Source organism: Pseudomonas sp. CAM1A (assembly GCF_047501685.1).
Classification (GTDB): Bacteria; Pseudomonadota; Gammaproteobacteria; order Pseudomonadales; family Pseudomonadaceae; genus Aquipseudomonas.
In genome coordinates this window covers 74,373-97,147 of record NZ_JBFNXP010000013.1, presented here as the reverse complement: position 1 = coordinate 97,147, position 22,775 = coordinate 74,373, and the positions used below count along the sequence as shown (strand labels likewise).

15 protein-coding genes and 2 pseudogenes are annotated in these 22,775 nt (G+C 63.5%); 10 read left to right on the top strand and 7 right to left on the bottom strand.

The genetic code is table 11. The annotated features are described in order from the left end of the window. Window positions 1-138 precede the first annotated feature (138 nt). The 6 genes from ABZO33_RS23660 to ABZO33_RS23635 all read left to right on the top strand — a co-directional run bounded on the left by ABZO33_RS23660 (window position 139) and on the right by ABZO33_RS23635 (window position 6,860). Window positions 139-1,236 (top strand): sugar diacid recognition domain-containing protein, encoded by a 1,098-nt coding sequence (locus tag ABZO33_RS23660; protein ID WP_414538012.1) that lies wholly within the window; start codon window positions 139-141, stop codon window positions 1,234-1,236. A 111-nt stretch (window positions 1,237-1,347) separates the two neighbouring features. After that, the gene (locus tag ABZO33_RS23655; protein WP_414538011.1) at window positions 1,348-2,487 is read left to right on the top strand and encodes a glycerate kinase; all 1,140 of its coding nucleotides are present in this window, start codon (window positions 1,348-1,350) and stop codon (window positions 2,485-2,487) included. Between the two features lie 301 nt (window positions 2,488-2,788). Beyond that, window positions 2,789-3,262: a MarR family winged helix-turn-helix transcriptional regulator gene (locus tag ABZO33_RS23650; protein ID WP_038706300.1), complete on the top strand. Its 474-nt coding sequence runs from the start codon at window positions 2,789-2,791 to the stop codon at window positions 3,260-3,262. A gap of 30 nt (window positions 3,263-3,292) precedes the next feature. Continuing rightward, window positions 3,293-4,486, top strand: a complete 1,194-nt coding sequence (locus ABZO33_RS23645; RefSeq protein WP_414538010.1) for an HlyD family efflux transporter periplasmic adaptor subunit — start codon at window positions 3,293-3,295, stop codon at window positions 4,484-4,486. Beyond that, a complete protein-coding gene (locus ABZO33_RS23640) occupies window positions 4,483-6,018 on the top strand; it encodes a DHA2 family efflux MFS transporter permease subunit (RefSeq protein WP_414538009.1) in 1,536 nt (511 codons plus the stop codon). Before ABZO33_RS23645 ends, ABZO33_RS23640 begins: the two co-directional genes overlap by 4 nt. Before the next feature lie 95 nt (window positions 6,019-6,113). Beyond that, window positions 6,114-6,860, top strand: a complete 747-nt coding sequence (locus tag ABZO33_RS23635; protein ID WP_414538008.1) for an SDR family oxidoreductase — start codon at window positions 6,114-6,116, stop codon at window positions 6,858-6,860. 7 nt (window positions 6,861-6,867) lie between these two features. On the opposite strand, the pseudogene ABZO33_RS23630 reads toward ABZO33_RS23635, so the two are convergent. The 6 genes and pseudogenes from ABZO33_RS23630 to ABZO33_RS23605 form a co-directional block, all read right to left on the bottom strand. Further along, a pseudogene (locus tag ABZO33_RS23630) lies at window positions 6,868-7,926 on the bottom strand (response regulator). Next, window positions 7,895-9,991 (bottom strand): PAS domain-containing protein, encoded by a 2,097-nt coding sequence (locus ABZO33_RS23625; RefSeq protein WP_414538007.1) that lies wholly within the window; start codon window positions 9,989-9,991, stop codon window positions 7,895-7,897. The pseudogene ABZO33_RS23630 and the gene ABZO33_RS23625 overlap by 32 nt, the downstream one beginning before the upstream one ends. Before the next feature lie 44 nt (window positions 9,992-10,035). After that, window positions 10,036-11,694: pseudogene (locus ABZO33_RS23620) on the bottom strand (ATP-binding protein). Between the two features lie 62 nt (window positions 11,695-11,756). Then, entirely contained in the window at window positions 11,757-13,166 is a 1,410-nt protein-coding gene (mapR, locus tag ABZO33_RS23615; protein ID WP_110699617.1) for a GntR family transcriptional regulator MpaR, read from the bottom strand. Between the two features lie 39 nt (window positions 13,167-13,205). After that, window positions 13,206-14,612: a cytochrome c oxidase accessory protein CcoG gene (gene ccoG / locus ABZO33_RS23610; RefSeq protein WP_414538006.1), complete on the bottom strand. Its 1,407-nt coding sequence runs from the start codon at window positions 14,610-14,612 to the stop codon at window positions 13,206-13,208. Between the two features lie 215 nt (window positions 14,613-14,827). Next, entirely contained in the window at window positions 14,828-15,148 is a 321-nt protein-coding gene (locus ABZO33_RS23605) for a response regulator (RefSeq protein WP_414538095.1), read from the bottom strand. 196 nt (window positions 15,149-15,344) lie between these two features. Between ABZO33_RS23605 and ABZO33_RS23600 the strand changes: the two genes are divergently transcribed. Continuing rightward, window positions 15,345-16,493 carry a sensor histidine kinase gene (locus ABZO33_RS23600; protein WP_414538005.1) on the top strand — a complete coding sequence of 383 codons (1,149 nt, stop codon included), beginning with the start codon at window positions 15,345-15,347 and terminating at the stop codon, window positions 16,491-16,493. Window positions 16,494-16,618: 125 nt separating this feature from the next. Further along, window positions 16,619-17,161: an AAA family ATPase gene (locus tag ABZO33_RS23595; protein ID WP_414538004.1), complete on the top strand. Its 543-nt coding sequence runs from the start codon at window positions 16,619-16,621 to the stop codon at window positions 17,159-17,161. Window positions 17,162-17,339: 178 nt separating this feature from the next. Here ABZO33_RS23595 and ABZO33_RS23590 read toward each other — a convergent pair whose 3' ends face one another. Further along, window positions 17,340-18,257, bottom strand: a complete 918-nt coding sequence (locus ABZO33_RS23590; protein ID WP_414538003.1) for a LysR substrate-binding domain-containing protein — start codon at window positions 18,255-18,257, stop codon at window positions 17,340-17,342. Between the two features lie 126 nt (window positions 18,258-18,383). Here ABZO33_RS23590 and ABZO33_RS23585 point away from each other — a divergent pair, with 126 nt between their 5' ends. After that, on the top strand, window positions 18,384-19,535 hold the full coding sequence (locus tag ABZO33_RS23585; RefSeq protein WP_414538002.1) for an efflux RND transporter periplasmic adaptor subunit: 1,152 nt from the start codon (window positions 18,384-18,386) through the stop codon (window positions 19,533-19,535). 18 nt (window positions 19,536-19,553) lie between these two features. After that, window positions 19,554-22,736 carry an efflux RND transporter permease subunit gene (locus ABZO33_RS23580; RefSeq protein ID WP_414538001.1) on the top strand — a complete coding sequence of 1,061 codons (3,183 nt, stop codon included), beginning with the start codon at window positions 19,554-19,556 and terminating at the stop codon, window positions 22,734-22,736. Window positions 22,737-22,775: the final 39 nt, after the last annotated feature.

Here is a 22,775-nt window from a genome sequence, read left to right as displayed (position 1 = left end):
GTCACCGCGTCGCCTGTGCCGGCGCTCGCCTGGAAAAGTCTCGGGCAGTGTAGCGCGGCTGTCTTTGTGCTTTTGCACAGCTTCAGGTGTGGGCTGCTGTGCCGCCGACCAAAGCCCCGAAGACCCAAGGACCCTTACATGTTCGAGCTGGACCACGACCTGGCCCAGGACATCGTCGACCGGGCGATGGCCATCCTGCCGTGCAACGTCAATGTGATGGACAGCCAGGGGCTGATCCTGGGCAGTGGCGAGGCCGAGCGTATCAACACCCGCCACGAAGGCGCGCAGCTGGTGCTGGCCAATGGGCGCATCGTCGAGCTGGACGTGGAAGCGGCCAAGTGCCTCAAGGGCGTGCAGCCCGGCGTCAATCTGCCATTGATGCTCGATGGCCGGCTGATCGGCGTGCTCGGCCTGACCGGCGATCCTCGGCAACTGCGCACCTACGGAGAGCTGGTGCGCATGACCGCCGAAATGCTCCTGGCCCAGCGCCACCTGCAGGTGGAGCAGCAGTGGCGCCGCCAGCGCTGCGACGACCTGCTGGCGCTGTTGCTGGGCGGCAGCGGCGACTCGCCGCGGCTGGTCGATGAAGCCCGGCAACTGGGGCTCAAACCGAACCTGCCACGCATTGCCTGCCTGTTCGAGTTGCGTGGCGGCCCGCCTGCCGAGGCGCTCTCGGCCTGGCTGATGAGCCGCTACCCGGATAGCTGGTGTGTCAGCCCTGCGCGCCAGTCGCTACTGTGGTGCCGGCCGGCCGGGGTGCCGCTGGACGAGCCGCGCTTGCTCGAACGCTTGCAGCGCCACGGCTGGGACGTCGAGCGCCTGGCCTTGGGCAGCCCGGCGCAGAGCCTGGAGCAACTGCGCCGCAGTTACCGGCGGGTGCGCGACCTGCTGGCCTACGGCCGTGAGGTGCTGCCCGACGAGCGCCTGCTGAGCCTGGCCCGCTACCGCCTGCCAGCGCTGCTCTGGCGGCATCGCAACGACGATGCGCTGGACGAGCTACTCGAACCTTTGCAGCGCATTCGCGCCAAGGACGCCAGTGGCCAGTTGCTGCTTACCCTGCGCGCCTGGTGCGCCCATGACGGGCAGAGCCAGGCCTGCGCCGAGGCGCTGGGTATCCACCGCAACAGTTTGCGCTACCGGCTGGAGCGCATTGCCGAGCTGGGGGAGGTGGATCCGTTGCGCATGGAGGGGATGCTGAGCTTGTACCTGGGGTTGCAGCTGTTGCCGGTGGAGTGACGGCTGGCAAAGGCATCCGCCCAAACAATCGCCCCTGGGTTTTGTGCATCCGACCGAGGCCGCCGCACCGTACACCTGTCAGCATGCGCGGAACAGGACAGGAGAATCCCCATGAAAATCGTCATCGCCCCCGATTCGTTCAAGGACAGCCTCGACGCCGCCGGTGTCGCCCGCGCCATCGCCAGTGGCCTTGCCGAAGTGTGGCCGGCTTGCGAGCGTATCGAATGCCCGATGGCCGATGGCGGTGAAGGCACCATGGAGGCGATCGTCGCCGCCAGTCAGGGCGAGCTGCGCCGCCAGGTGGTGCGCGGCCCGTTGGGCGAGCCTGTCGAGGCCGCCTGGGGCTGGCTGGCCGAGAGCCACACGGCGGTGATCGAAATGGCCCAGGCCAGTGGCATCCAGCTGGTGCCCAATGGGCGGCGCGACGCGTGCCGTAGCAGCACCTGGGGCACCGGCGAGCTGATCGCCGCGGCGCTGGCGGCCGGCGCCTCGCGCATTGTCCTGGCTATCGGCGGCAGCGCCACCAACGACGGCGGCAGCGGCATGCTGCGCGCGTTGGGCCTGCGCTTGCTGGATACTCGGGGCGAGCCGTTGGCAGAGGGCGGGCTGGCCCTGGCGCAACTGGCGCGCATCGACGCCAGCGGCCTGGACCCGCGCCTGGTGCAGGTGCGGGTGGACGTTGCCGCCGATGTCGATAATCCGCTGTGCGGCGCCAATGGCGCCTCGGCGATCTTCGGCCCGCAGAAGGGGGCCAACCCCGAGCAGGTGCAGGCCCTGGACCAGGCCCTGGCGCACTTCGCCGATCATTGTGCGGGTGTGCTGGGCAAGGATGTGCGTGACGAGCCTGGCAGTGGCGCGGCCGGGGGCATGGGCTTCGCAGCCAAGGCGTTCATGGGCGCGCAGTTCCGCCCAGGGGTCGAGGTGGTCGCCGAGCTGGCCGGGCTCGATGCCCTGGTGCAGGGCGCGGATCTGGTGATTACCGGCGAAGGGCGTTTTGATGCCCAGACCCTGCGCGGCAAGACGCCCCTCGGGGTGGCGCGGGTGGCCAAGCGCCACGGCGTGCCGGTGGTGGTGCTGGCAGGCACGCTCGGTGCAGGTTATGAGCAACTGTATGGGCACGGCATCGATGCGGCCTTCGCCCTGGCCAGCGGGCCAATGAGCCTGGAGCAGGCCTGTGCCGAGGCGGGGGCGTTGCTCAAGGCGCGGGCTGCGGATGTGGCGCGCTTGTGGCAGTTGGCACGCCAAGGCTGACGGCCTCGCAAGACCATCAGGATCCAGGGGCTGACCCGCCCCCTGTAGACGCAACAGTCTTGTGTTGTGCGCAAGGGCCTTATCGCTGGCAAGCCAGCTCCCACAGGGATGGTGCAATCCATCTCGATGCGCCGCCTCAGGTGGCGCTTCTTTCGTGACTGCGCAACAGCCCGTCCCCACCCAGCGAGGCGCTGGCGCCTTTACCCCTCTCGATGAATATTTATTTAGCCTCCTAATCAAGGCTTTGACATTCACTGCCTAAGCAGTAATATTTTCACACAATTACCCGAGCAGACCGCCGATGTCCCATTTCACCCCGGAAAACTTCCAGACCTGCGCCATCGGCATGCTGCTCGGCCGCGCCGCGCTGCTCAAGGACCGCATCCTCGACTGGCACCTCGAAGCCGACGGCGTCACGGCCGCCCAGTTCAAGGTGCTGATCATCGTCACCCAGTACCAGGTCGATACCCCGGCCGAACTGTGCCGCTACCTGGGCCTGGATAGCGGTTCGATGACCCGCATGCTCGACCGTCTTGAGCAGAAGGGCCTGATTTTGCGCAACCGCTGCCCCGACGACCGCCGCCAGGTGCGCTTGGCCCTGACCGCTGACGGCCAGCGCTTGGCCGACCGTCTGCCCCAGGTCGGCGCGGCGGCAATGAACGAACTGGTCGGCGTGCTGCAGCCCGAAGAACTCAAGACCCTCGAGCAACTGCTCGCCAAAGTCCTGCTCAGCGCCGGCGACCCCCTGACGATCCGCCGTTTCGGCGACCGTTGATCCCAGTCACGCATTTTCCAAGGTATTGTCATGGCCACTCCCGTTGACACCTCCACCCCGGCCCCTGAGCCTGACAACTCGGGCAAGCGCAAGGCCTGGCTGCTGGCCCTGTTGCTGATCCTGATCCTCGCAGGAGCCGGCACCTGGGCCTGGTACAGCCTGGTCGGGCGCTGGCACGAAAGCACCGATGACGCCTACGTCAATGGCAACGTCGTGGAAATCACCCCGCTGGTCAGTGGCACCGTCACCAGCATCGGCGCCGACGACGGCGACCTGGTGCATGCCGGCCAGGTGCTGCTGCGCTTCGACCCGGCCGACAGCGAGGTTGCCCTGCAGGCCGCCGAGGCCAAGCTGGCGCGCACCGTGCGCCAGGTGCGCGGGCTGTACAGCAATGTCGATTCGCTCAAGGCGCAATTGCAGACCCGTCAGGCCGAGCTGCAGAAGGCCCAGCAGGACTACAACCGGCGCAAGGTGCTGGCCGACAGCGGTGCCATCGCCGCCGAGGAAGTCGCCCACTCCCGCGATGACCTGACCGTGGCCCAGGCCGCCGTCAACAGTGCCCGCCAGCAACTCAACACCAGCACCGCGCTGGTCGACGACACGGTGGTCTCGTCGCACCCGGAAGTGATGGCCGCCGCCGCCGACCTGCGCCAGGCCTACCTGGACCATGCCCGCACCACACTGGTGGCGCCGGTCACCGGCTATGTCGCCAAGCGCACCGTGCAACTGGGCCAGCGCCTGCAACCTGGCACCGCGACCATGGCGGTGATCCCCCTGGACGAGGTGTGGGTCGATGCCAACTTCAAGGAAACCCAACTGCGCGACATGCGCATCGGCCAGCCGGTGGAAATCACCGCCGACCTGTATGGCAGCGAAGTGACCTATTCCGGCACCGTCGACAGCCTCGGCGCCGGCACCGGCAGCGCCTTTGCCCTGTTGCCGGCGCAGAACGCCACCGGCAACTGGATCAAGATCGTCCAGCGAGTACCGGTACGCATCCATCTGGCCCCTGAACAGTTGACGACCCACCCGCTGCGCATCGGCCTGTCCACCGTCGCCGAAGTCGACCTGCACGACCAGAGTGGTCCGGCCCTGGCCCAGCAACCACCGCAGCAGGCCAGCTATACCACCCAGGTGTACGACCGCCAACTGGTCGAGGCCGATGACCTGATCGCCCGGCTGATCCACGAGAACAGCGCCACCGGCAAGACGGCCCAGCGATGAGCCAGGCGGCCCCCGCGCAGTTCACCCCGCCGAGCCTGCTGCTGACCACGATCGGGCTGTCCCTGGCGACGTTCATGCAGGTGCTCGACACCACCATCGCCAACGTGGCGTTGCCGACCATTTCCGGCAACCTCGGGGTGAGCTCGGAGCAGGGCACCTGGGTGATCACCTCGTTCGCGGTGAGCAACGCCATCGCCCTGCCGCTGACCGGCTGGCTGAGCCGGCGCTTCGGCGAAGTGAAGCTGTTCATCTGGGCCACGCTGCTGTTCGTGCTGGCGTCGTTCCTGTGCGGTATCGCCCAGTCGATGCCCGAGCTGGTGTTCTTCCGGGTGCTGCAGGGCGTGGTGGCCGGCCCGCTGTACCCGATGACCCAGACCCTGCTGATTGCCGTGTACCCGCCGGCGAAACGGGGGATGGCCCTGGCGTTGCTGGCGATGGTCACGGTGGTCGCGCCGATTGCCGGGCCGATCCTTGGCGGCTGGATCACCGACAGCTACAGCTGGCCGTGGATCTTCTTCATCAACGTGCCGATCGGCCTGTTCGCCGCCGCCGTGGTGCGCCAGCAGATGCGCACGCGCCCGGTGGTCACCAGCCGCCAGCCCATGGACTACATCGGCCTGCTGACCCTGATCGTCGGCGTCGGCGCCTTGCAGGTGGTGCTGGACAAGGGCAACGACCTGGACTGGTTCGAGTCGTCGTTCATCGTCATCGGCACGCTGATCTCGGTGGTGTTCCTGGCGGTGTTCGTCATCTGGGAGCTGACCGACCGCCACCCGGTGGTCAACCTGCGCCTGTTCGTGCACCGCAACTTCCGCATCGGCACCCTGGTGCTGGTGGGCGGCTACGCGGGGTTCTTCGGGATCAACCTGATCCTGCCGCAATGGCTGCAGACCCAGATGGGCTACACCGCCACCTGGGCGGGCCTGGCGGTGGCGCCAATCGGCCTGTTGCCGGTGCTGATGTCGCCGTTCGTGGGCAAGTACGCGCACCGTTTCGACCTGCGCCTGCTGGCCGGTATCGCCTTCCTGGCAATCGGCACCAGCTGCTACATGCGCGCCGGTTTCACCAACGAGGTGGATTTCCTGCACATCGCCCTGGTGCAGCTGTTCATGGGCATCGGCGTGGCGCTGTTCTTCATGCCGACCTTGAGCATCCTGCTGTCGGACCTGCCGCCGCACCAGATCGCTGACGGTTCGGGGCTGGCGACGTTCCTGCGCACCCTGGGCGGCAGCTTCGCCGCGTCGCTGACCACCTGGATCTGGATCCGTCGGGCCGACCAGCACCATGCCTACCTCAGCGAGCACATCAGCGCCTTCGAGCCGGCCACCCGCCAGACCCTGGAGCAGCTGGGCGGGGCCAGCCCGCAGAACTACGCGAAGCTGGAGCAGATCCTCAACAGCCAGGCGTACATGATGTCGACGGTGGACTACTTCACCTTGCTGACCTGGGTGTTCGCCGGGTTGATCCTGCTGGTGTGGCTGGCCAAGCCACCGTTCACGGCCAAGGCCGCGCCGGCGTCGGCAGGGCATTGAGTCCAACCTGTGGAGAGATCCGATAAGCCTGCCGTTTTCAAATGATGGCATTTCCCCTAATCTTGTAGGTCTTTTCCGGACTACTTGGCAGGCTCATGGACAAGGTCATCGTCATCACCGGCGCCAGCCGGGGCATCGGCGCCGCCACCGCGTTGCTGGCGGCGCAACAGGGTTACCGCATCTGCATCAACTACCACGCCGATGACCAGGCCGCCGAGGCGATGCTGGCGCAGGTCCGCGCGCTGGGCGCAGAGGCCATCGCGGTGCGCGCCGACGCCAGCGTCGAGGACGAAGTGGTGCGCATGTTCCAGTGCGTCGACCAGGAGCTTGGGCCGGTCACTGCGCTGGTCAACAATGCCGGGACCATCGGCCAGCAGAGCCGGGTCGAGGACATGTCCGAGTTTCGCTTGCTCAAGGTGATGAAGACCAATGTGGTCGGCCCGATGCTATGCGCCAAGCATGCCTTGCTGCGCATGGCCCGGCGGCATGGCGGGCAGGGCGGGGCGATCGTCAATGTGTCGTCGGTGGCTGCGCGCCTGGGCTCGCCCAACGAGTATGTCGACTACGCCGCGTCCAAGGGCGCGCTGGATACCTTCACCCTCGGCCTGGCCAAGGAAGTGGCGGGTGAGGGGGTGCGGGTCAACGGCGTGCGCCCGGGGTATATCCACACGGGCTTCCATGCCCTGAGCGGCGACCCGGATCGGGTCGCCAAGCTTGAACCCGGCCTGCCGATGGGCCGTGGCGGCACGCCCGAGGAGGTGGCCGAGGCGATTCTGTGGTTGCTGTCGGACAAGGCCTCCTATTCGACCGGCAGCTTCATCGACCTGGGCGGCGGACGTTAGGCGGGCCTCACCGCAGCAGCAGGCGCTCGGCCCGCTCCGCCAGTTGCTGCAAGGAAAACGGCTTGGTCAGCACGCTCATGCCTTCCTCCAGAACGCCATCGCGCAGTGCGGCCGTTTCGTCATAGCCGGTGACGAACAGTACTTTCAAACCTGGGTAGCGCAGGCGCAATGCGCTGGCCACCTGCCAGCCGTTGAGGCCGGCAGGCAAGCCAACGTCGCTGATCAGCAGGTCTGGTGCGTTGCGCGTCGTTCTGGCAATGCAGTTCGATATGTGGCCCGACGCTGCGGGTAATCAGATCATGCATGCCGTCGACCAACGCGGCCACAGCCGTTGGCTCGGGCTGCAAGGTCTGCTGGCGGGAGAATGCCAGCAGCCGGTGAACCAGCGAGGCGGCCCGTGGTGCCGCGTCCCTGGCGTTGTCCAGCAGCGGGGCAAGGCATCGTGACGTTGCTGATCAAGGCGCTGGCCGGCCAGTTCCAGTGCACCCAGTATGCCGCCGAGCAGGTTGTTGAAATCATGGGCTACACCGCCAGTGAGCTGGCCAACAGCTCCATTTTCTGTGCTTGGCGCACCGCGTGTTCGGTGTGTGCCAGGCGCTGCTGCTCCTCGATCCGCTCGCTGATGGCGCTCGGCGGGCTCGACCCGAATTGCCGCCAGCCCCAGGCAGCGGTCGGTGGCATGCAGTTCGTGCTCGAAGTAGATCGGTTCGCCGGTGCGCGCCACCTGGCCGAAGCGTTCCAGCCAGATCTCGGCCTCATCAGGAATGACTTCGCGCAAGGTCCGTCCGACGACATTGGGCAGGCCGGCATGACGGCAATAGGCGGGATTGGCCATCAGGTGCAGGTAGTCGACCCACTGGCCATTGGTGCCAGCGATGAACTGGATGATGCAGAAACCTTCCTCCATGGTCTCGAACAGAAACCGGTAGCGTTCGGCCTCCTGCACGCGCACCTGCAGCTGCTCCAGTTCCTGGGCCATGCGTATGTTGCGCTGACGCTCTTCGCTGAGTGCCTGTCGCAGGCTGTGCAGCTCCTCAGGATTCTCGCTTCGCGGGAACACGGACATCGACTGGACTCCTTGTCATCGTCAGCAATTGTTCCACCTGTTCGACCAACGCTTCGAGCGTGAAGGGTTTGGTCAGCACAGAGGCCCCAGGTGGCAGGGGGCGGTCGTGCAACACGGCCTTTGCGTCGTAACCAGTGATGAATAGCACAGGCACTTCGGGCAGGCGCAGGCGAAACGCTTCGGCCACCTGCCGTCCATCAAGCCCGCCGGGTAGGCCGATATCGGTGATCAACAGCTCAGGTTGGCCTGGCGCCTCAAGGGCCGCAGGACCGCTAGCGTAGCTGTCGATGCAATGGCCGAGGTCTTCGAGTACTTCGGTGATTATCACGCGCAGCGGCGCATGGTCCTCAACCAAGGTGATGCGCCGTCCAGTGACGAGAGTACGGGCAGCAGGCTCGGTCGCCGCAAGGGCATGCTGTTCGTTCCCGGGTGTCCAGGGCAGGTAAAGGCGCATGCATGTCCCTTCACCCGGCGTCGAGCAGATCTGCAATTGGCCGCCGGATTGGCGGACGAAACCGTAGACCATGGACAACCCCAGCCCAGAGTTGCGCCCTGACGGTTTGGTCGTGAAAAACGGCTCGACCGCGCGTGCCGCCACCTCGGCGGACATGCCCTGACCATTGTCCCTCACGTCCAGGCATACATAATGGCCTGCTGGCAGGTTCAACGTTTCTTCAGAATCTTCCGCAACTTGCACCTGGCGGCAGTCGACATCGATGCGCCCCCCACTGGGCATGGCATCGCGGGCATTGATGCACAGGTTGAGCAGCGCGCTCTCCAACTGTGGTGGATCAACGAAGGCCATGCCGTTTTCATGCTCGAAATGGAATTTGACTTCAATCGCCGGTCCAACGCTGCGGCTGATCAGCTCCTGCATCCCTTCGACAAGGGTACGGAGCCGGATCATCTGGGGCTGCAGGGTCTGTTGTCGGGAAAAAGCCAGCAGGCGCTGAACCAGCGTTGCGGCCCGTTGGGCCGAACTGCAGGCGCTGTCGAGCAAGGCCGGGATATCACCATGGCGTGCTTGCTGCATGCGTTGGCGCATCAGCTCCTGGGCGCCGAGTATCCCCGCCAGCAGGTTGTTGAAGTCATGGGCGATGCCGCCGGTAAGCTGGCCGACTGCCTCCATCTTTTGCGCCTGGCGCAAGGCCTTTTCAGCCTCGAGCAGTTTTTGCTGTTCATTGACCCTACGTGTGATGTCGTAGACGAACAGGTAAGCGCCGACTATTGCTCCGGCGGCATTGCGCAGGGGGGTGAAATGCGACTCGAAGTGGCGAAGGCGGTCGTTTTTACCGTAGGCAATTACTTCGGTAAAGCTTTCACCGGACAATGTCCTGCGCCAGAGCGCCATGGAGCCTTCAAGCTCGGCGGGGAAATTCGCAAGGCACTCGATCAGGCTATCGCCTGGCTGGAGCCTGTGGTTGAACAGATACTCGAAATCCTTGACCGCGCGTTTGTTTACCGCAAGGAATGTCATCGAGGTGTCCACCACCTGAACCCGCGCGACGCTGTTCTCCACCAATTCGGCGAGCAAACCGCGCTCTGCCAGGGCAGCGGCCACCCGTTGTTCGAGTTGCTCGTTGAGTTGTTGCAGGGCAGCTTCGGCGCGGTATCGCTCGGTGACGTCCTTGAACAGTACCGCCACCTGCCGTCGCTCGACCGGCTCGATGCGGAAGGTGGTTACCGACAGCACACGCCCTGTCGCCACCAACTCCTGTTCGAACTGCAAGGGTTTCCCGGTGCGCAGTACCTCGCCATAGCGGGCGATCCAGTCATCGGCCTCATCCGGCACCATTTCCCGCAGTTTCTGCCCCGTCACGTCGGCGATGCCAGCGTGGCGGGCATAGGCCGCGTTCGCCAGCACATGCACGTAATCGCTGAGTGGGCCGTGGGGGCCATCGAAGAACTCGATGACACAGAAGCCTTCGTCCATCGTATCGAACAGAAAGCGGAACAGGCCCTGATCAGACTGTTGATGGTGGGCCCATTGCGCTTCCAGCTGGGCATTGCGCTGACGAAGGGCTTGAACCTGTTGGCGAAGGGACTGCAGTTCGCGCGACGACATGCGGGCGTCCATTGAAGAAGGGAGGGCACTGTAGCTGTTTTGCGCTAAGGCCTGCCAGACTCGTGTCTGGCGATATCGAGCAACTGGTCGATCCGTGCCATCAGCAAAGCCAGCTCAAAAGGTTTGTGCAGCAAAGCGGTCAGGTTCGAGTTCGTCAGCCTGTTGTTTTCCATGCCACCGTTGTAGCCGGTGATGAACAGCACAGGGACGCGCTCATAGCATCCCCGAAAAGCGTTGGCGACCTGGTAACCATCGATTATGCCTGGCAATCCGATATCGACAATCAGCAATGCCGGGCGGTGGCCTTGGTCGAGGGCCTGCAAGGCAGCAGTACCTTCACCGAAGACCAGAACCCGATGGCCGCGCTCTTCCAGTATCTCGCGAATGACCAGGCGCAGGGTCGGATCGTCTTCGACCAGCAGAACATCGAGACCGGTGGGGCGTGGATAGCGGGCTTCGGATGGGTAGCTGGAGAAGTCGAGCGGGTTGTCGTCGTTCAGGTCGCGTGGCAGGTGAAGATGGATGCGCGTGCCGCCTTGCGGTGTGCTGTCGATGCACAGATGCCCACCGGACTGGCGCATCAGTCCATAAGCCATGGACAAGCCAAGACCTGTGCCCTGGCCGAGGGGTTTGGTGGTGAAAAATGGCTCAAGGGCGCGGTTGGCGATGTCCTTGGGCATGCCGCAGCCGGTATCCTCCACTACGATCCTCAGGTAGTCGCCGGGGTCCAGTTGCAAGGCGCTGGCCTGGCGCGTATCGAGCGGGTGATCCTGGCAGCTGATACGCAGTGTGCCACCCCTGGGCATGGCATCCCGGGCATTGATGCACAGGTTCAGCAGAGCGCTTTCCAGTTGCGGTGGGTCGACCCGCACCATCCATTGTCCGGCCAGCGTCGCATCGACAAAATTGATGCTGCCATCGAGGGAACTGTGGATCAGGTCATGCATGCCGGCGACCAGATGATGCACGTCCACGGCCTGTGGAGTGAGTGCCTGCTGACGTGCAAATGCCAACAAACGCTGGACCAGCGCGCTGGCGCGAGAGGCGTTCTGCTGGACGATGCCCAGCATGTGTCGGCAGTCCAGGCTGCGCCCTTGGTCCAGCCGCTTTTCGGCAAGCTCCAGAGCACCGAGGATGCCGCCCAGGAGATTGTTGAAATCATGGGCGATGCCCCCGGTCAGCTGGCCTATCGCTTCCATTTTCTGCGATTGACGCAAGGCTTCTTCGGTCTGGCGCAGGCGTTCCTATTCGTGCATCCGCTCGGTGATGTCGTAGGCAAACAGGTAACCACCCTGGATTTTCCCGTGGGCATCGCGCAACGGGTTGTAGCGGATATCGTAATGACGCTGTGCCTCAGGGGAGCCAAGGCTAATGGTCTGGGTGAATGGCTCGCCCACCAGCACCCGTGGCCAAACCGGTTCGAGGCTGCGCATGAGGTCCGGCTTGCCGGCCAGGATTTTCGCAATGGAGTCGCCGACCTTGGGTGTATAGCCGTGCAGGCGTTCGAAGGTATCGCAGGCTGTTCGGTTGATGGCGATCAGGCGCAGGCTGCAATCGGCGGCGAACACATTGGCCAGGCTATGGTCGACCAGCTCACCCAGCAGTTTGCTATTGGTTGTCGCTTGCGCAATGGCAAGCTGCGTCTCGAGCTCGGCGATGCGTGCGTTCAAATGTTCGCGGGAGGGAACAGGATCGTTGGGCATGGGCAGGAACCGGGCGGCGCGTCGCGCAACTATAGCCGCGCCGGCCGGTCGCCGCCATGACCTCAGAACGAGCGCACGATCCTGCCAAGGGTCTCCATGGCCTGCTCCGCGCCATCGCCCCAGGGGCTGCCGTAGTTCAGGCGGATGCAGTTGCCGAAGCGTCGGGTCGGCGAGAAGATCGGCCCCGGCGCGATGCTGATGCCCTGGGCCAGCGCCATGTGGAACAACTTCAGCGCGTCCATCTGCTCGGGCAGTTCCAGCCACAGAAAATAGCCGCCGGAAGGCTGGCTGACGCGGGTCTGCGCGGGGAAGTGGCGAGCGATGGCGGCGAGCATGTTGGCCTGCTGGCCCTCCAGCGCGTAGCGCAGCTTGCGCAAGTGCCGATCGTAGCCGCCGTGTTGCAGGTAGTCGGCGATCGCCGCCTGGGCCGGCATCGAGGCGCACAGCGAGGTCATCAGCTTGAGCCGCTCGATCTTCTGCGCGAAGCGCCCGGCGGCGACCCAGCCGATGCGATAACCGGGGGCCAGGCTCTTGGCGAACGAGCCGCAATGCATCACCAGCCCTTCGGTGTCGAAGGCCTTGGCCGGTTTCGGCGCCTGCTGCGAGTAGTACAACTCGGCGTAGACGTCGTCCTCGATCAGCGGCACCTGGTGGCGGCGCAGCAGCTCGACCAGCTCCTGCTTCTTGGCCTCCGGCATGCTCGCGCCCACCGGGTTCTGGAAGTTGGTCATGCACCACACGGCCTTGACCGGGTGTTTGTCCAGGGTCTGGGCCAGCACGCCAAGGTCCATGCCCTCGCGCGGATGCACCGGGATTTCCACCGCCTTGAGCTTGAGGCGCTCGAGCACCTGCAGGCAGGCATAGAAGGCTGGTGCCTCGATGGCCACCAGGTCGCCGGGTTGGGTCACCGCCTGCAGGCACAGGTTGAGTGCTTCCAGCGCGCCGTTGGTGATCAACAGCTCTTCCATCGGCAGCATCAGCCCGCCGACCATGTAGCGCAGGGCGATCTGCCGGCGCAGTTGCGGGTTGCCCGGCGACAGGTCGGTAACCACCATGCGTGGGTCCATGGCCCGGCTGGCGCTGGCCAACGAACGGGACAGGCGCTGCAGCGGGAACAGGCTCGGGCTGGGGAAGGCCGAGCCGAACGGCACGGTGTGCGGGTCCTTGATCGAGTCGAGGATCGAGAACACCAGGCCGCTCACATCGACATCGGTGGACTCGCTGGCCGGCGCCTGGGGCTGCGGCTCGCAGAACGGCCGCGGCGCGTGGGCGTTGACGAAGTAGCCTGAGCGCGGCCGCGCGCGGATCAGGCCGCGGCGCTCCAGCAGGTAATAGGCCTGGAACACGGTGGACGGGCTGACCCCGTGGGTCTGGCTGGCGTAGCGCACCGAAGGCACCCGCTGGCCGGGGCCTAGTACCCCGGAGCGGATCAGTTCGGCAATGTCGTCGGCGAATCGTTCGTAGCGTTTCATTATGGTTTTGGCAGGCAAGGTGAGGGTCAGTGTAAGGGATCAGCGATTCATCGGCGCGACGAAACGGCTGTGCGCGGTGCTGCGGATTCCCGGCTGGTCGCTGTCCTGGATCTCGAAGGTCAGTTCCTGGGAGCTGCTGGTCGGGCGATCGGCAAGCATCGCCACCGACACCGGCAGCTCGCTCATCTCGCCGGAGGCCAGGGTGAACTCGGTGCGGCCATGCAGCTCGAAGCCGTCGGCGTCCACCAGGCGCAGGCGATAGTGCTGCGATTCCTGGGTCTTGTTGATGATCTTGAGCAGGTAGATGTTCTCGATCTGGCCCAAGGCGTTCTCGCGGAACAGGCCACGGTCCTTGATCACGTCCATCGACACCATCGGGCGCATCTGCAGGGCCAACACCAGGGCGCCGATCATCACCGTCAGCGCGGCGGCGTAGCCAAGCAGGCGAGGGCGCAGCCAGTGGGTCTTGCCGCCTTGCAGGTTGTGTTCGGACTTGTAGCCGATCAGGCCACGGGCATAGCCCATCTTGTCCATTACCCCGTCGCAAGCGTCGATGCAGGCGGCGCAGCCAATGCAGGCCATCTGCAGGCCTTCGCGGATATCGATACCGGTGGGGCACACCTGTACACACAGGGTGCAGTCGATGCAGTCGCCCAGGCCCTGGCTGCGCGCGTCGCTGCCTTTCTTGCGTGGGCCACGGGCTTCGCCGCGGCTGGGGTCGTAGGCCACCGCCAGGGTGTCCTTGTCGAACATCACGCTCTGGAACCGGGCATAGGGGCACATGTGCATGCACACCGCCTCGCGCAGCCAACCGGCGTTGAGGTAGGTGGCGGCGGTGAAGAACAGCACCCAGAACAAGGCCACGCCACCCAGCTCGAAGGTGAACAGTTCGGCGGCCAGCGGGCGGATCGGCGTGAAGTAGCCGACGAAGGTCAACCCGGTGAGCACGCCAATGGCCAGCCACAGGCCGTGCTTGAGGCTGCGGCGGGCGATCTTTTCCACCCCCCAGGGCGCGGCGGCCAGCTTGATTCGCTGGTTGCGATCACCCTCGGCGATCTTCTCGCACCACATGAACAGCCAGGTCCAGGTGCTTTGCGGGCAGCTGTAGCCGCACCACACGCGCCCGGCGAATACGGTGATGGCGAACAGGCCGAAGGCGCAGATGATCAGCAGCGCCGACAGCAGGATGAAGTCCTGCGGCCAGAAGGTCGCGCCGAAGATATGGAACTTGCTGTCAGCCAGGTCCCAGAGCACGGCCTGGCGGTCGCCCCATTGCAACCAGGCGGTGCCGAAGAACAGCACGAACAGCAATCCGGCGAAGGCGATCCGCAGGTTGCGGTAGAAGCCGGTGAAACTGCGTGTATGAATGCCACCGGCCACCTGGCTTTTGCTCTTGTGGGTGGTGGGGGCAATCTCGATGACTCGGAAGGGGATTCTGTCGCTCATGGTTCGTCGCTCATCAGGCCTCGATCAGGCCAGGGCACTATGGCCCTCGATCTGTTTTCAGCACAGGCCCAGATATTGAGATAAAAACCATATCAGATTAGGAGTTGGTTTGTTGAAGCCTTGTATTTAGGTGCTTGGAGTGCTGGATTGCAGATGCCTGCGGCTATCTACCGCACCTTTGTCCGGTGGATGCGCGGAGCTTCGCAAGGCTGCCTTTATCCAGATTGCTGGATGTGAAGCAGCTCATTTATTGTTCGGCCGAGTTTATCCAGCGTGCAGGGTTTTCTGATAAAGCGGGCGTTCTCTGGGAGGAAACCAGGCGCCGGCACCGTATGGCCGGAGACTACGATGACCGGGAGCTGTGGATAGCCTGCCCAGATGGCTTTGGCCAGGTCGATTCCATCCATGTGGCCGGGCATTCGCACATCGGTAATCACCAAGGCAAGCCGGTGGTGGCCTTGAAGTTCTTGCAAAGCGTCGTCCGCATTGGCGCACTCAATGACCTCATGCCCAAGGTGGGCCACCGCTTCTGTCATCAACCATCTGAGGATGTCGTCATCCTCAACCACCAATACCCTGCCTCGCATACCGATTACTCCGCATTTCCTCGTTAGTCAGTGCTTATAACAAAGCGTTTCCAAAGGCTGACCAAAGGTAGGGAACCCGTTGTTATCCAGTATTGGCTTGTTGGACTAGGCTGCATGAACGTCGGAAGCACAGTTGAGGAACGTAATGAGACTGTACGACTTCATCGAAAGCCGCATGGAGGAAATCCTCCAGGCGTGGGAGAACTTCGCGCGCTCTGTCCCGACGGAGCAGCCGAAACAGGACGTCGCGGGTTTGAGGAATCATGGTGAAAGGATTCTGCGCACCGCTGCCACGGATATGCGCACGGCTCAAACCGCACTTCAACAGTCCGAAAAAGCTCAGGGCCGAGGCCCGCAAATGTCGAGCGAGACTGCCGCCCAGACCCATGCAATGACCCGTCTGATCGCGGGCTTCTCGATGGATCAGATGGTTTCCGAGTACCGCGCACTGCGCTCCAGTGTGCTGTCGCTATGGCTTGCTCGGGAAGGTGCCACCGTGAAGGATCATGTCCAGGACATGATTCGTTTCAACGAGGCAATAGACCAGGCGCTGGTCGAGTCGATTGCCGCCTATGGTGCAGCGGTTGAGTCAACTCGCCAAATGGTTCTCGCGGTGCTTGGCCATGATCTACGTTCCCCCTTGGGGGCAATGCTGATGGCCGGCGATCTGTTGTTGCATCAGGACAGGGTGGATGAGAAAGGCAGAGTGTTGGCAACCCAGGTGTGTGCCAGCGCACGCCGCGCCACTGGCATCGTCAACGATCTGCTCGACCTGGCGCGTTGCAACCTTGGAACAGGTATTCCCGTGTACCCTGAACAGCTTGAGCTGAATCCCCTCTGTCGCGCGGTGATCGAAGAGTTGCAAACGGCGTACCCCGAGGCAACCATCGTCCTCAAGGAAAAAGGGCAGGTGGCGGGGCAATTCGACGCGGCCCGCATGGCTCAGGTTTTCTCCAATCTGATTGGCAACGCCATACGTCATGGAGATACAGCTTCTCCCATCACAGTCACCTTGGCGAACAAGGCTGCCGGGCCAAGTGTGGCCGTTCACAACGCGGGTGAGCCCATTCCAGTGGAAGCAATGCCTTATCTCTTTAACCCGCAGGGACGTTATTCAAGCTACGCCTCTGGTGAAAGGGGATCGGCTGCAGGACTCGGGCTTGGGCTGTTTATTGCCTCGGAGATCGTCGCCGGTCACGGTGGGCAAATTGAGGTCGAGTCAACGGTTGAAAAGGGGACGACGTTTGAAGTGATACTGCCTGTATCTTCTGTGAGCTCGCCTTGCAGGTCATAGGCCCTGTACGAAAAGCCTTGAGACTTGGTCATGCAGAGCACGATAGCGCTTGCAGTTGACCAACCCCGCCATTGCCGTACAATCGCGCCCCCAAAAATCAGCAGGCATGGCGAGAGGGAGCTTCAATGCAACGGGTGATGATCGTTGGCCAGCCTGGGTCTGGGAAGAGTACCCTGGCGCGCAAGCTTGGCGAGCGCACGGGCTTGCCGGTCGTGCATATCGATACGATTCACTGGCAGCCAGGGTGGGTCGAGCGCAGCCGTGACGAGAAGACGCGTCTTTGCCATGAGGTCGAGGCCCGTGAGCGTTGGATCTTCGAAGGCGGGCACTCGACCACATGGAACAACCGTATGGCCCGCGCGGATCTGTTGATATGGATCGATCGGTCGGCGGCGCTTCGATTCTGGCGCGTGTTCATGAGGACGATGTTGAACCGCGGTCGTTCACGGCCTGACTTGCCGGACGACTGCCCGGAACTGCTGGCCAACCTGCCCGAGTTTTTCAGGTTCATGTGGCGGACGAAAAACTCGTCTCGAGAGGTGACGAAGCGATTCGTGGCGACGGCCCCGTCCGGTTGTCGCGTGGTCTGCCTGCGGTCCAATCGAGATACCGAAGTTTTTCTCGCGAACCTGGGAACATTGCCTGGGCAGGTGGCGCAAGGTCATTAAAGGCCGTATGAAAAGCCTTGCTACTCGGTAATGCTGCGTTGAAAACAGCCCGGTGCGCCAGCCCGGTCGGAATGCTCATTTACAACCCGTAAAGTCGAGCGCGACTCCGACCGTTCCTCGGCTGTTTTCGCCTTGCCTGACCTTCGTCTCAAGACTTTTCATACAGAGCCTAGGCTTTCTAAGGCTGCGACCACAGGGGATCGCTTGCCATCAACGCCGTCACCCAGTCGGCGAACGCTCTTACTCTCGCCGACAAATGCCGCGTGTAGGGATAGACGATGGACAGGGGCATGCTCGCCATCTGCCAGTGCGGCAGGACCTCGACCAGGGCGCCACTTCTGAAGTGAGGCTCGGCCTCCGCTCTGGGCAGGAATGCGACGCCCAGGCCGGCGACCGCGGCGGCGGCCGTGGCGCTGCCGTTGTTGAAGTACATGCTTGGCGGATGATCCAGGGTGAAGTGCTCGGTTCCGTGGGTAAGGGTCGGCACATATCGCCTGTCCGTGGCGGGGAACTTGAAGCCCAGGTGCTTGTGTCGTGGCAAGTCCGCAGGCGTGTGGATCGGCTCTGCCGACGCCAGGTAGGTGGGGGAGGCGCAAAAGCACAAGCGCATCTGGCCTATCGTGCGGCAGACCAGGTCCTGGTCTGCGACCACGCCGCCACGAATCGCGCAGTCGACGCCTTCCTGGACAAGGTCGACGACGCGCTCGCTGCAGCCGATGTCGAGATGAATCTCCGGGAACCTGGCGGTGAAATCGGGCAGTGCCGGCACGATGAACAGAATCCCGACCGGTGACGGCATCTCGATGCGCACCCGCCCGCGCACGACGTTGCGGCTCTGCGATACCGAGGCCTCCAGTTCGTCCACATCGTCGATGACCGCACGTGCCCGAGCGTAGTACGCGGCGCCTTCTGTAGTGGGGGAGACCTTGCGGGTGGTGCGGTGCAGCAGCTTGATCCCCAGCAGCGCCTCCAGCGCCTGCAGCTGGCCCGAGATCGTCGTCTTGGCCAACCCCAGCGACTCTGCCGCGCCGCTGAAACTGCCCACCTCGACGATACGGCAGAACGCGCGCATGGCCTCCAAGCGGTCCAAAGCCATTGTCCGGATTTCCGTAAAAACAAAACGATTAGACCCAGTTTATCCGAGTATTTGCTTTTCCTACAGTACGAGCCATGCAACGACTGCAGATTCCTAGTCACTCATCGAAATAGATAGGACAGCCCCGTGCGTGCCCCTTCCGTCAGCGTTACCACAATCATCATCGCTGCCTTGCTTGCCAGCGGTTGCAGCAAAGAACCCGAGTCGATCGCCTCCAGCCCTGCCGCTGTCGATGTCGTGAGCGCGAAGCTCCAAAACGTCAGATATTGGGACAGCTTCAATGGCCGCGTGGCTGCCATGGAGTCGGTGGCAATCCTTCCCCGGGTGGGCGGATACATCACCAAGGTGGCCTATGGTGAAGGCCGCGAGGTCCGCAAGGGCGATCTGCTTTTTGTCATCGATCAGCGTCCCTACCGCGCCGCGTTGGACAGCTCGCGCGCCCAGCTGGAGCGCGCGCGTGTTTCGCTGGCGTTTGCCAGGCAGCAAGACCTGCGCGCGCAAAAACTCATCAGTGCCAATGCCGTTTCGAAGGAACTCGCCGAGCAGCGGCGCACGGCCTACGAGCAGGGTGTTGCCGAGGTGCACGCCGCCGAATCTGCGGTCGCCACCGCGGCATTGAACCTTGAGTTCACCGAGGTTCGATCGCCAATCGACGGTCGTACCAGCCGCGCTCGGCTGACCGTTGGCAACCTCGCGGTGGCGGATCAGTCTGTGCTGACATCGGTCGTGTCGCAGGATCCGGTCCATGTCTACTTCGACCCCGATGAACACAGTTACCTGAACTACCGTAAAACCCTCGCGACTTCGGCGAAGGCCGAGGTGCGCATTGGCCTGGCGACTGACGACGGCTTTGCGTACGAAGGTGAGCTGACGTTCGTGGACAACGAAGTGGACGCCGCGACCGGCACGATCCGCGCGCGCGCCACCCTGCGTAACCCGGACAGGCACTTGACCCCAGGCCTGTTCGCCAAGGTCCAGTTCTCACCCGGCGAGGTGGTGCAAGTTGTCGTGGTACCTGACCGGGCCATCCTGACCGATCAGGACAAGCAGTATGTCTATGTGCTCAGCGACGCGAAGACGGCCGAAAAGCGTTACGTCGAAACGGGCAGGCTGCTTGGCCAGCAACGTGTCATCTCGGCAGGCCTGGCCTCGGACGAGCAGGTCATCGTTTCCGGACTGCAGCAGATCTATGCCTCGGGGACCCCGGTCCTGGCCACTGTGCTCGCGCCTGAAAACGATGAACTGAAAGTTTCCAGCACCCGTCATGACGGACGATGATCCGCAAAGGCTCCCACCATGGATTTCTCTAGATTCTTCATCGACAGGCCGATCTTCGCCATCGTCCTGTCGGTCGTTATTTTCGTCGCGGGCCTGATCGCCATTCCACTGTTGCCGGTCGGTGAGTACCCGGAAGTGGTGCCACCCACCGTGGTGGTGAAAGCGACCTACCCCGGCGCCAACCCCAAGGAAATTGCCGAGTCGGTCGCCGTTACGCTGGAGGAGGCGATCACCGGCGTCGAGGACATGGTGTACATGAAGTCCGTGGCCAGCTCCGATGGCACACTGCAGGTGGTCGCCACCTTCAATTCGAAGGTCGACCCCGACACCGCTGCCGTACGCGTACAGAACCGTGTCAGCCAAGCCCTTTCGCGTTTGCCGGAGTCGGTGCGCCAATATGGCATCACCACCCAGAAGCAGTCGCCGACGCCGCTGATGTATGTGGACATGTATTCCGACAACGATGAGTTCGATGCGCTCTACCTGCGCAACTATCTGCGCTTGCACGTGAAGGATGAGCTGGCGCGCATCCAAGGCATCGGCGACGTCGTGCTCTATGGCTCGGGTGATTACGCCATGCGTATCTGGCTCGATCCGGACAAGTTGGCCGCGCGTGGCATCACCGCTCAGGATGCGATCGGCGCGATCCGCCAGCAGAACGTGCAGGTTTCTGCAGGCCAACTGGGGGCCGAGCCTGCCCCGCGGGATACGGAGTTCCTGGTCTCGATCAACGTCCAGGGCCGCCTGAAAACCGAACAGGAGTTCGCCGATGTCATCCTCAAGAGCGGGAGCGACGGACAAGTCACCCGCCTTGCCGATGTGGCCCGTGTGCAACTGGACTCGGGTGACTATACGATGCGCGTGTTTCGCGGCAAGAACCAGGAAGTCGCCATCGGGATCTTCCTGACGCCCGGGGCCAACGCCATCGATGTCGCCAACACGGTGTATGCCAAGCTCGACGCGTTGGCCAAGGATTTCCCCGAGGGGGTGCGCTACACCCCGGTCTGGGACCCGACAGTATTCGTTCGTGAGTCAATCAGCGCTGTCCAGCACACCCTGTTCGAAGCGATGCTGCTGATCGTGCTGGTGGTCGTGCTGTTCCTGCAGACCTGGCGCGCCTCGATCATCCCGTTGATCGCCGTGCCGGTCTCGATCGTCGGCACGTTCGCGTTTCTCTACCTGCTTGGCTATTCGATCAATACCCTCACCTTGTTCGGCATGGTATTGGCCATCGGTATCGTGGTGGACGATGCGATTGTCGTGGTGGAAAACGTCGAGCGCAACATCGCGCTTGGTCTGGTGCCGCACCAGGCGGCGCACCAGGCCATGCGCGAAGTGTCAGGCCCCATTCTCGCGATCGGCCTGGTGCTGTGCGCCGTGTTCATCCCAATGGCATTCATGAGCGGTGTCACGGGGCAGTTCTACAAGCAGTTCGCGGTCACGATCGCCATTGCCACGGTGATTTCGACGATCAACTCGCTGACCCTGTCGCCCGCCCTCGCGGCCAAGCTGCTGCGTCATCACGACAGCCCCAGGGATCGGCTGACCCGTGGCATGGATTACACCCTGGGCTGGCTGTTGCGCCCGTTCAATCGATTCTTCAATCGCAGCTCGGCACGTTACGAAGGCAGCGTTGCGCGGTTGCTGCCGCGCAAAGGGTTGGTGTTCGTGGTCTATGCAGCATTACTGGGAGTTACCGGAGTGCTGTTCAAGACCATCCCGGGTGGCTTCATCCCCAATCAGGACAAGCTGTATCTGTTTGCCGGGGCCACACTGCCGCCCGGTGCGTCGCTGTCCCGCTCCGAGGCCGTCGCCCGGCAGATGTCGGTCATCGCCTCAAGCGTGGAGGGCGTCGATTACGCCAACGCCTATGTCGGCATGAATGCGCTGCAGAGTACCACCACGCCGAACCTGGTGACCGCGTATGTCCTGCTCAAGCCCTTTGGCGAACGCACGCGCAGCGCAGCGGACATCAACACCGAGCTGAACGCCAGGTTCGCGGCGATCAAGGACGGTGCCGCCTACGCGCTGCTGCCGCCGCCGATCCAGGGGTTGGGCAACGGCTCCGGCTACTCGCTGTTTCTCACCGACCGGGACGGGCTGGGCTATGCCGCGTTACAGCAGGCGCTCACCCGGTTCCAGGGCGAGGTTGCCAGCACTGCAGGCATGACTTTCCCGGTCAGTTCCTACCAGTCCAACATTCCGCAACTTGACGTCAAGGTCGACCGTACCAAGGCGCAAGCTCAAGGCGTGGAGCTGACGGCCATCTTCGAGACCCTGCAGACGTACCTCGGGTCGGTCTACGTGAACGACTTCAACCTGTTTGGCCGGGTGTATCGAGTGGTCGCCCAGGCCGATTCGAGCTTCCGCCAGACGGCGCAGGATATCGGTAGCCTGCGTGTGCGAAACAGCCGGGGCGACATGGTCCCCATCGCTGCGCTCGTCGATATCGTGCCGACCTTCGGCCCGGATCCGGTGATGCGCTACAACGGCTATCCCGCCGCAGACCTGATCGGCGACGCCGATCCGACGGTGATGTCGTCGGGTGAGGTCATCGCCAAGCTGCAAGCGATCGCGGCCCGCACGCTGCCACGGGGCATCGAGCTGGAGTGGACGGACCTGAGCTATCAGCAGGTCACCCAGGCCAATACCGCAGCGATCGTGTTTCCACTTGCAGTGATGCTCGCCTTCCTGGTGCTGGCGGCACTGTACGAAAGCTGGACCTTGCCGCTGGCGGTCATCCTGATCGTGCCCATCTGCATGTTCGCGGCGCTGAGCGGCGTCTGGCTGGTCGGTGGGGACAACAACGTGTTCGTCCAGGTCGGTCTGGTGGTGCTCATGGGGCTGGCCTGCAAGAACGCGATCCTGATCGTCGAGTTTGCCCGGGAGCTGGAACTACAGGGGCGAGGCACGGTGGATGCCGCTTTGCAGGCCTGTCGGTTGCGGCTGCGGCCGATCGTGATGACCTCGGTGGCATTCATTGCCGGCGCCGTACCGCTTCTGCTCGGCAGCGGTGCGGGTAGCGAGGTGCGCCATGTCACGGGCGTCACGGTGTTCTGCGGAATGCTTGGCGTGACGTTGTTCGGCTTGTTCCTGACGCCGGTGTTCTATGTCGCGCTGAGAAAATTCGGCGCAGGCATTCCTGTACATCCTTCCGGCATGGTGCAGGACAACCGGCTGAACCAACTGCCGCAGAACTGAGTGTCGAGCCCGGAGCCATTGATTCCACTCGTGCAAATG

Coding starts and splice junctions, on each gene's coding strand:
- ABZO33_RS23600 (WP_414538005.1), top strand. CDS start 15,345: ATGAGACTGTACGACTTCATCGAAAGCCGCATGGAGGAAATCCTCCAG.
- ABZO33_RS23660 (WP_414538012.1), top strand. CDS start 139: ATGTTCGAGCTGGACCACGACCTGGCCCAGGACATCGTCGACCGGGCG.
- ABZO33_RS23590 (WP_414538003.1), bottom strand. CDS start 18,257: ATGGCTTTGGACCGCTTGGAGGCCATGCGCGCGTTCTGCCGTATCGTC.
- mapR (WP_110699617.1), bottom strand. CDS start 13,166: ATGAAACGCTACGAACGATTCGCCGACGACATTGCCGAACTGATCCGC.
- ABZO33_RS23655 (WP_414538011.1), top strand. CDS start 1,348: ATGAAAATCGTCATCGCCCCCGATTCGTTCAAGGACAGCCTCGACGCC.
- ABZO33_RS23650 (WP_038706300.1), top strand. CDS start 2,789: ATGTCCCATTTCACCCCGGAAAACTTCCAGACCTGCGCCATCGGCATG.
- ABZO33_RS23635 (WP_414538008.1), top strand. CDS start 6,114: ATGGACAAGGTCATCGTCATCACCGGCGCCAGCCGGGGCATCGGCGCC.
- ABZO33_RS23595 (WP_414538004.1), top strand. CDS start 16,619: ATGCAACGGGTGATGATCGTTGGCCAGCCTGGGTCTGGGAAGAGTACC.
- ABZO33_RS23645 (WP_414538010.1), top strand. CDS start 3,293: ATGGCCACTCCCGTTGACACCTCCACCCCGGCCCCTGAGCCTGACAAC.
- ABZO33_RS23605 (WP_414538095.1), bottom strand. CDS start 15,148: ATGACAGAAGCGGTGGCCCACCTTGGGCATGAGGTCATTGAGTGCGCC.
- ABZO33_RS23640 (WP_414538009.1), top strand. CDS start 4,483: ATGAGCCAGGCGGCCCCCGCGCAGTTCACCCCGCCGAGCCTGCTGCTG.
- ccoG (WP_414538006.1), bottom strand. CDS start 14,612: ATGAGCGACAGAATCCCCTTCCGAGTCATCGAGATTGCCCCCACCACC.
- ABZO33_RS23625 (WP_414538007.1), bottom strand. CDS start 9,991: ATGTCGTCGCGCGAACTGCAGTCCCTTCGCCAACAGGTTCAAGCCCTT.
- ABZO33_RS23580 (WP_414538001.1), top strand. CDS start 19,554: ATGGATTTCTCTAGATTCTTCATCGACAGGCCGATCTTCGCCATCGTC.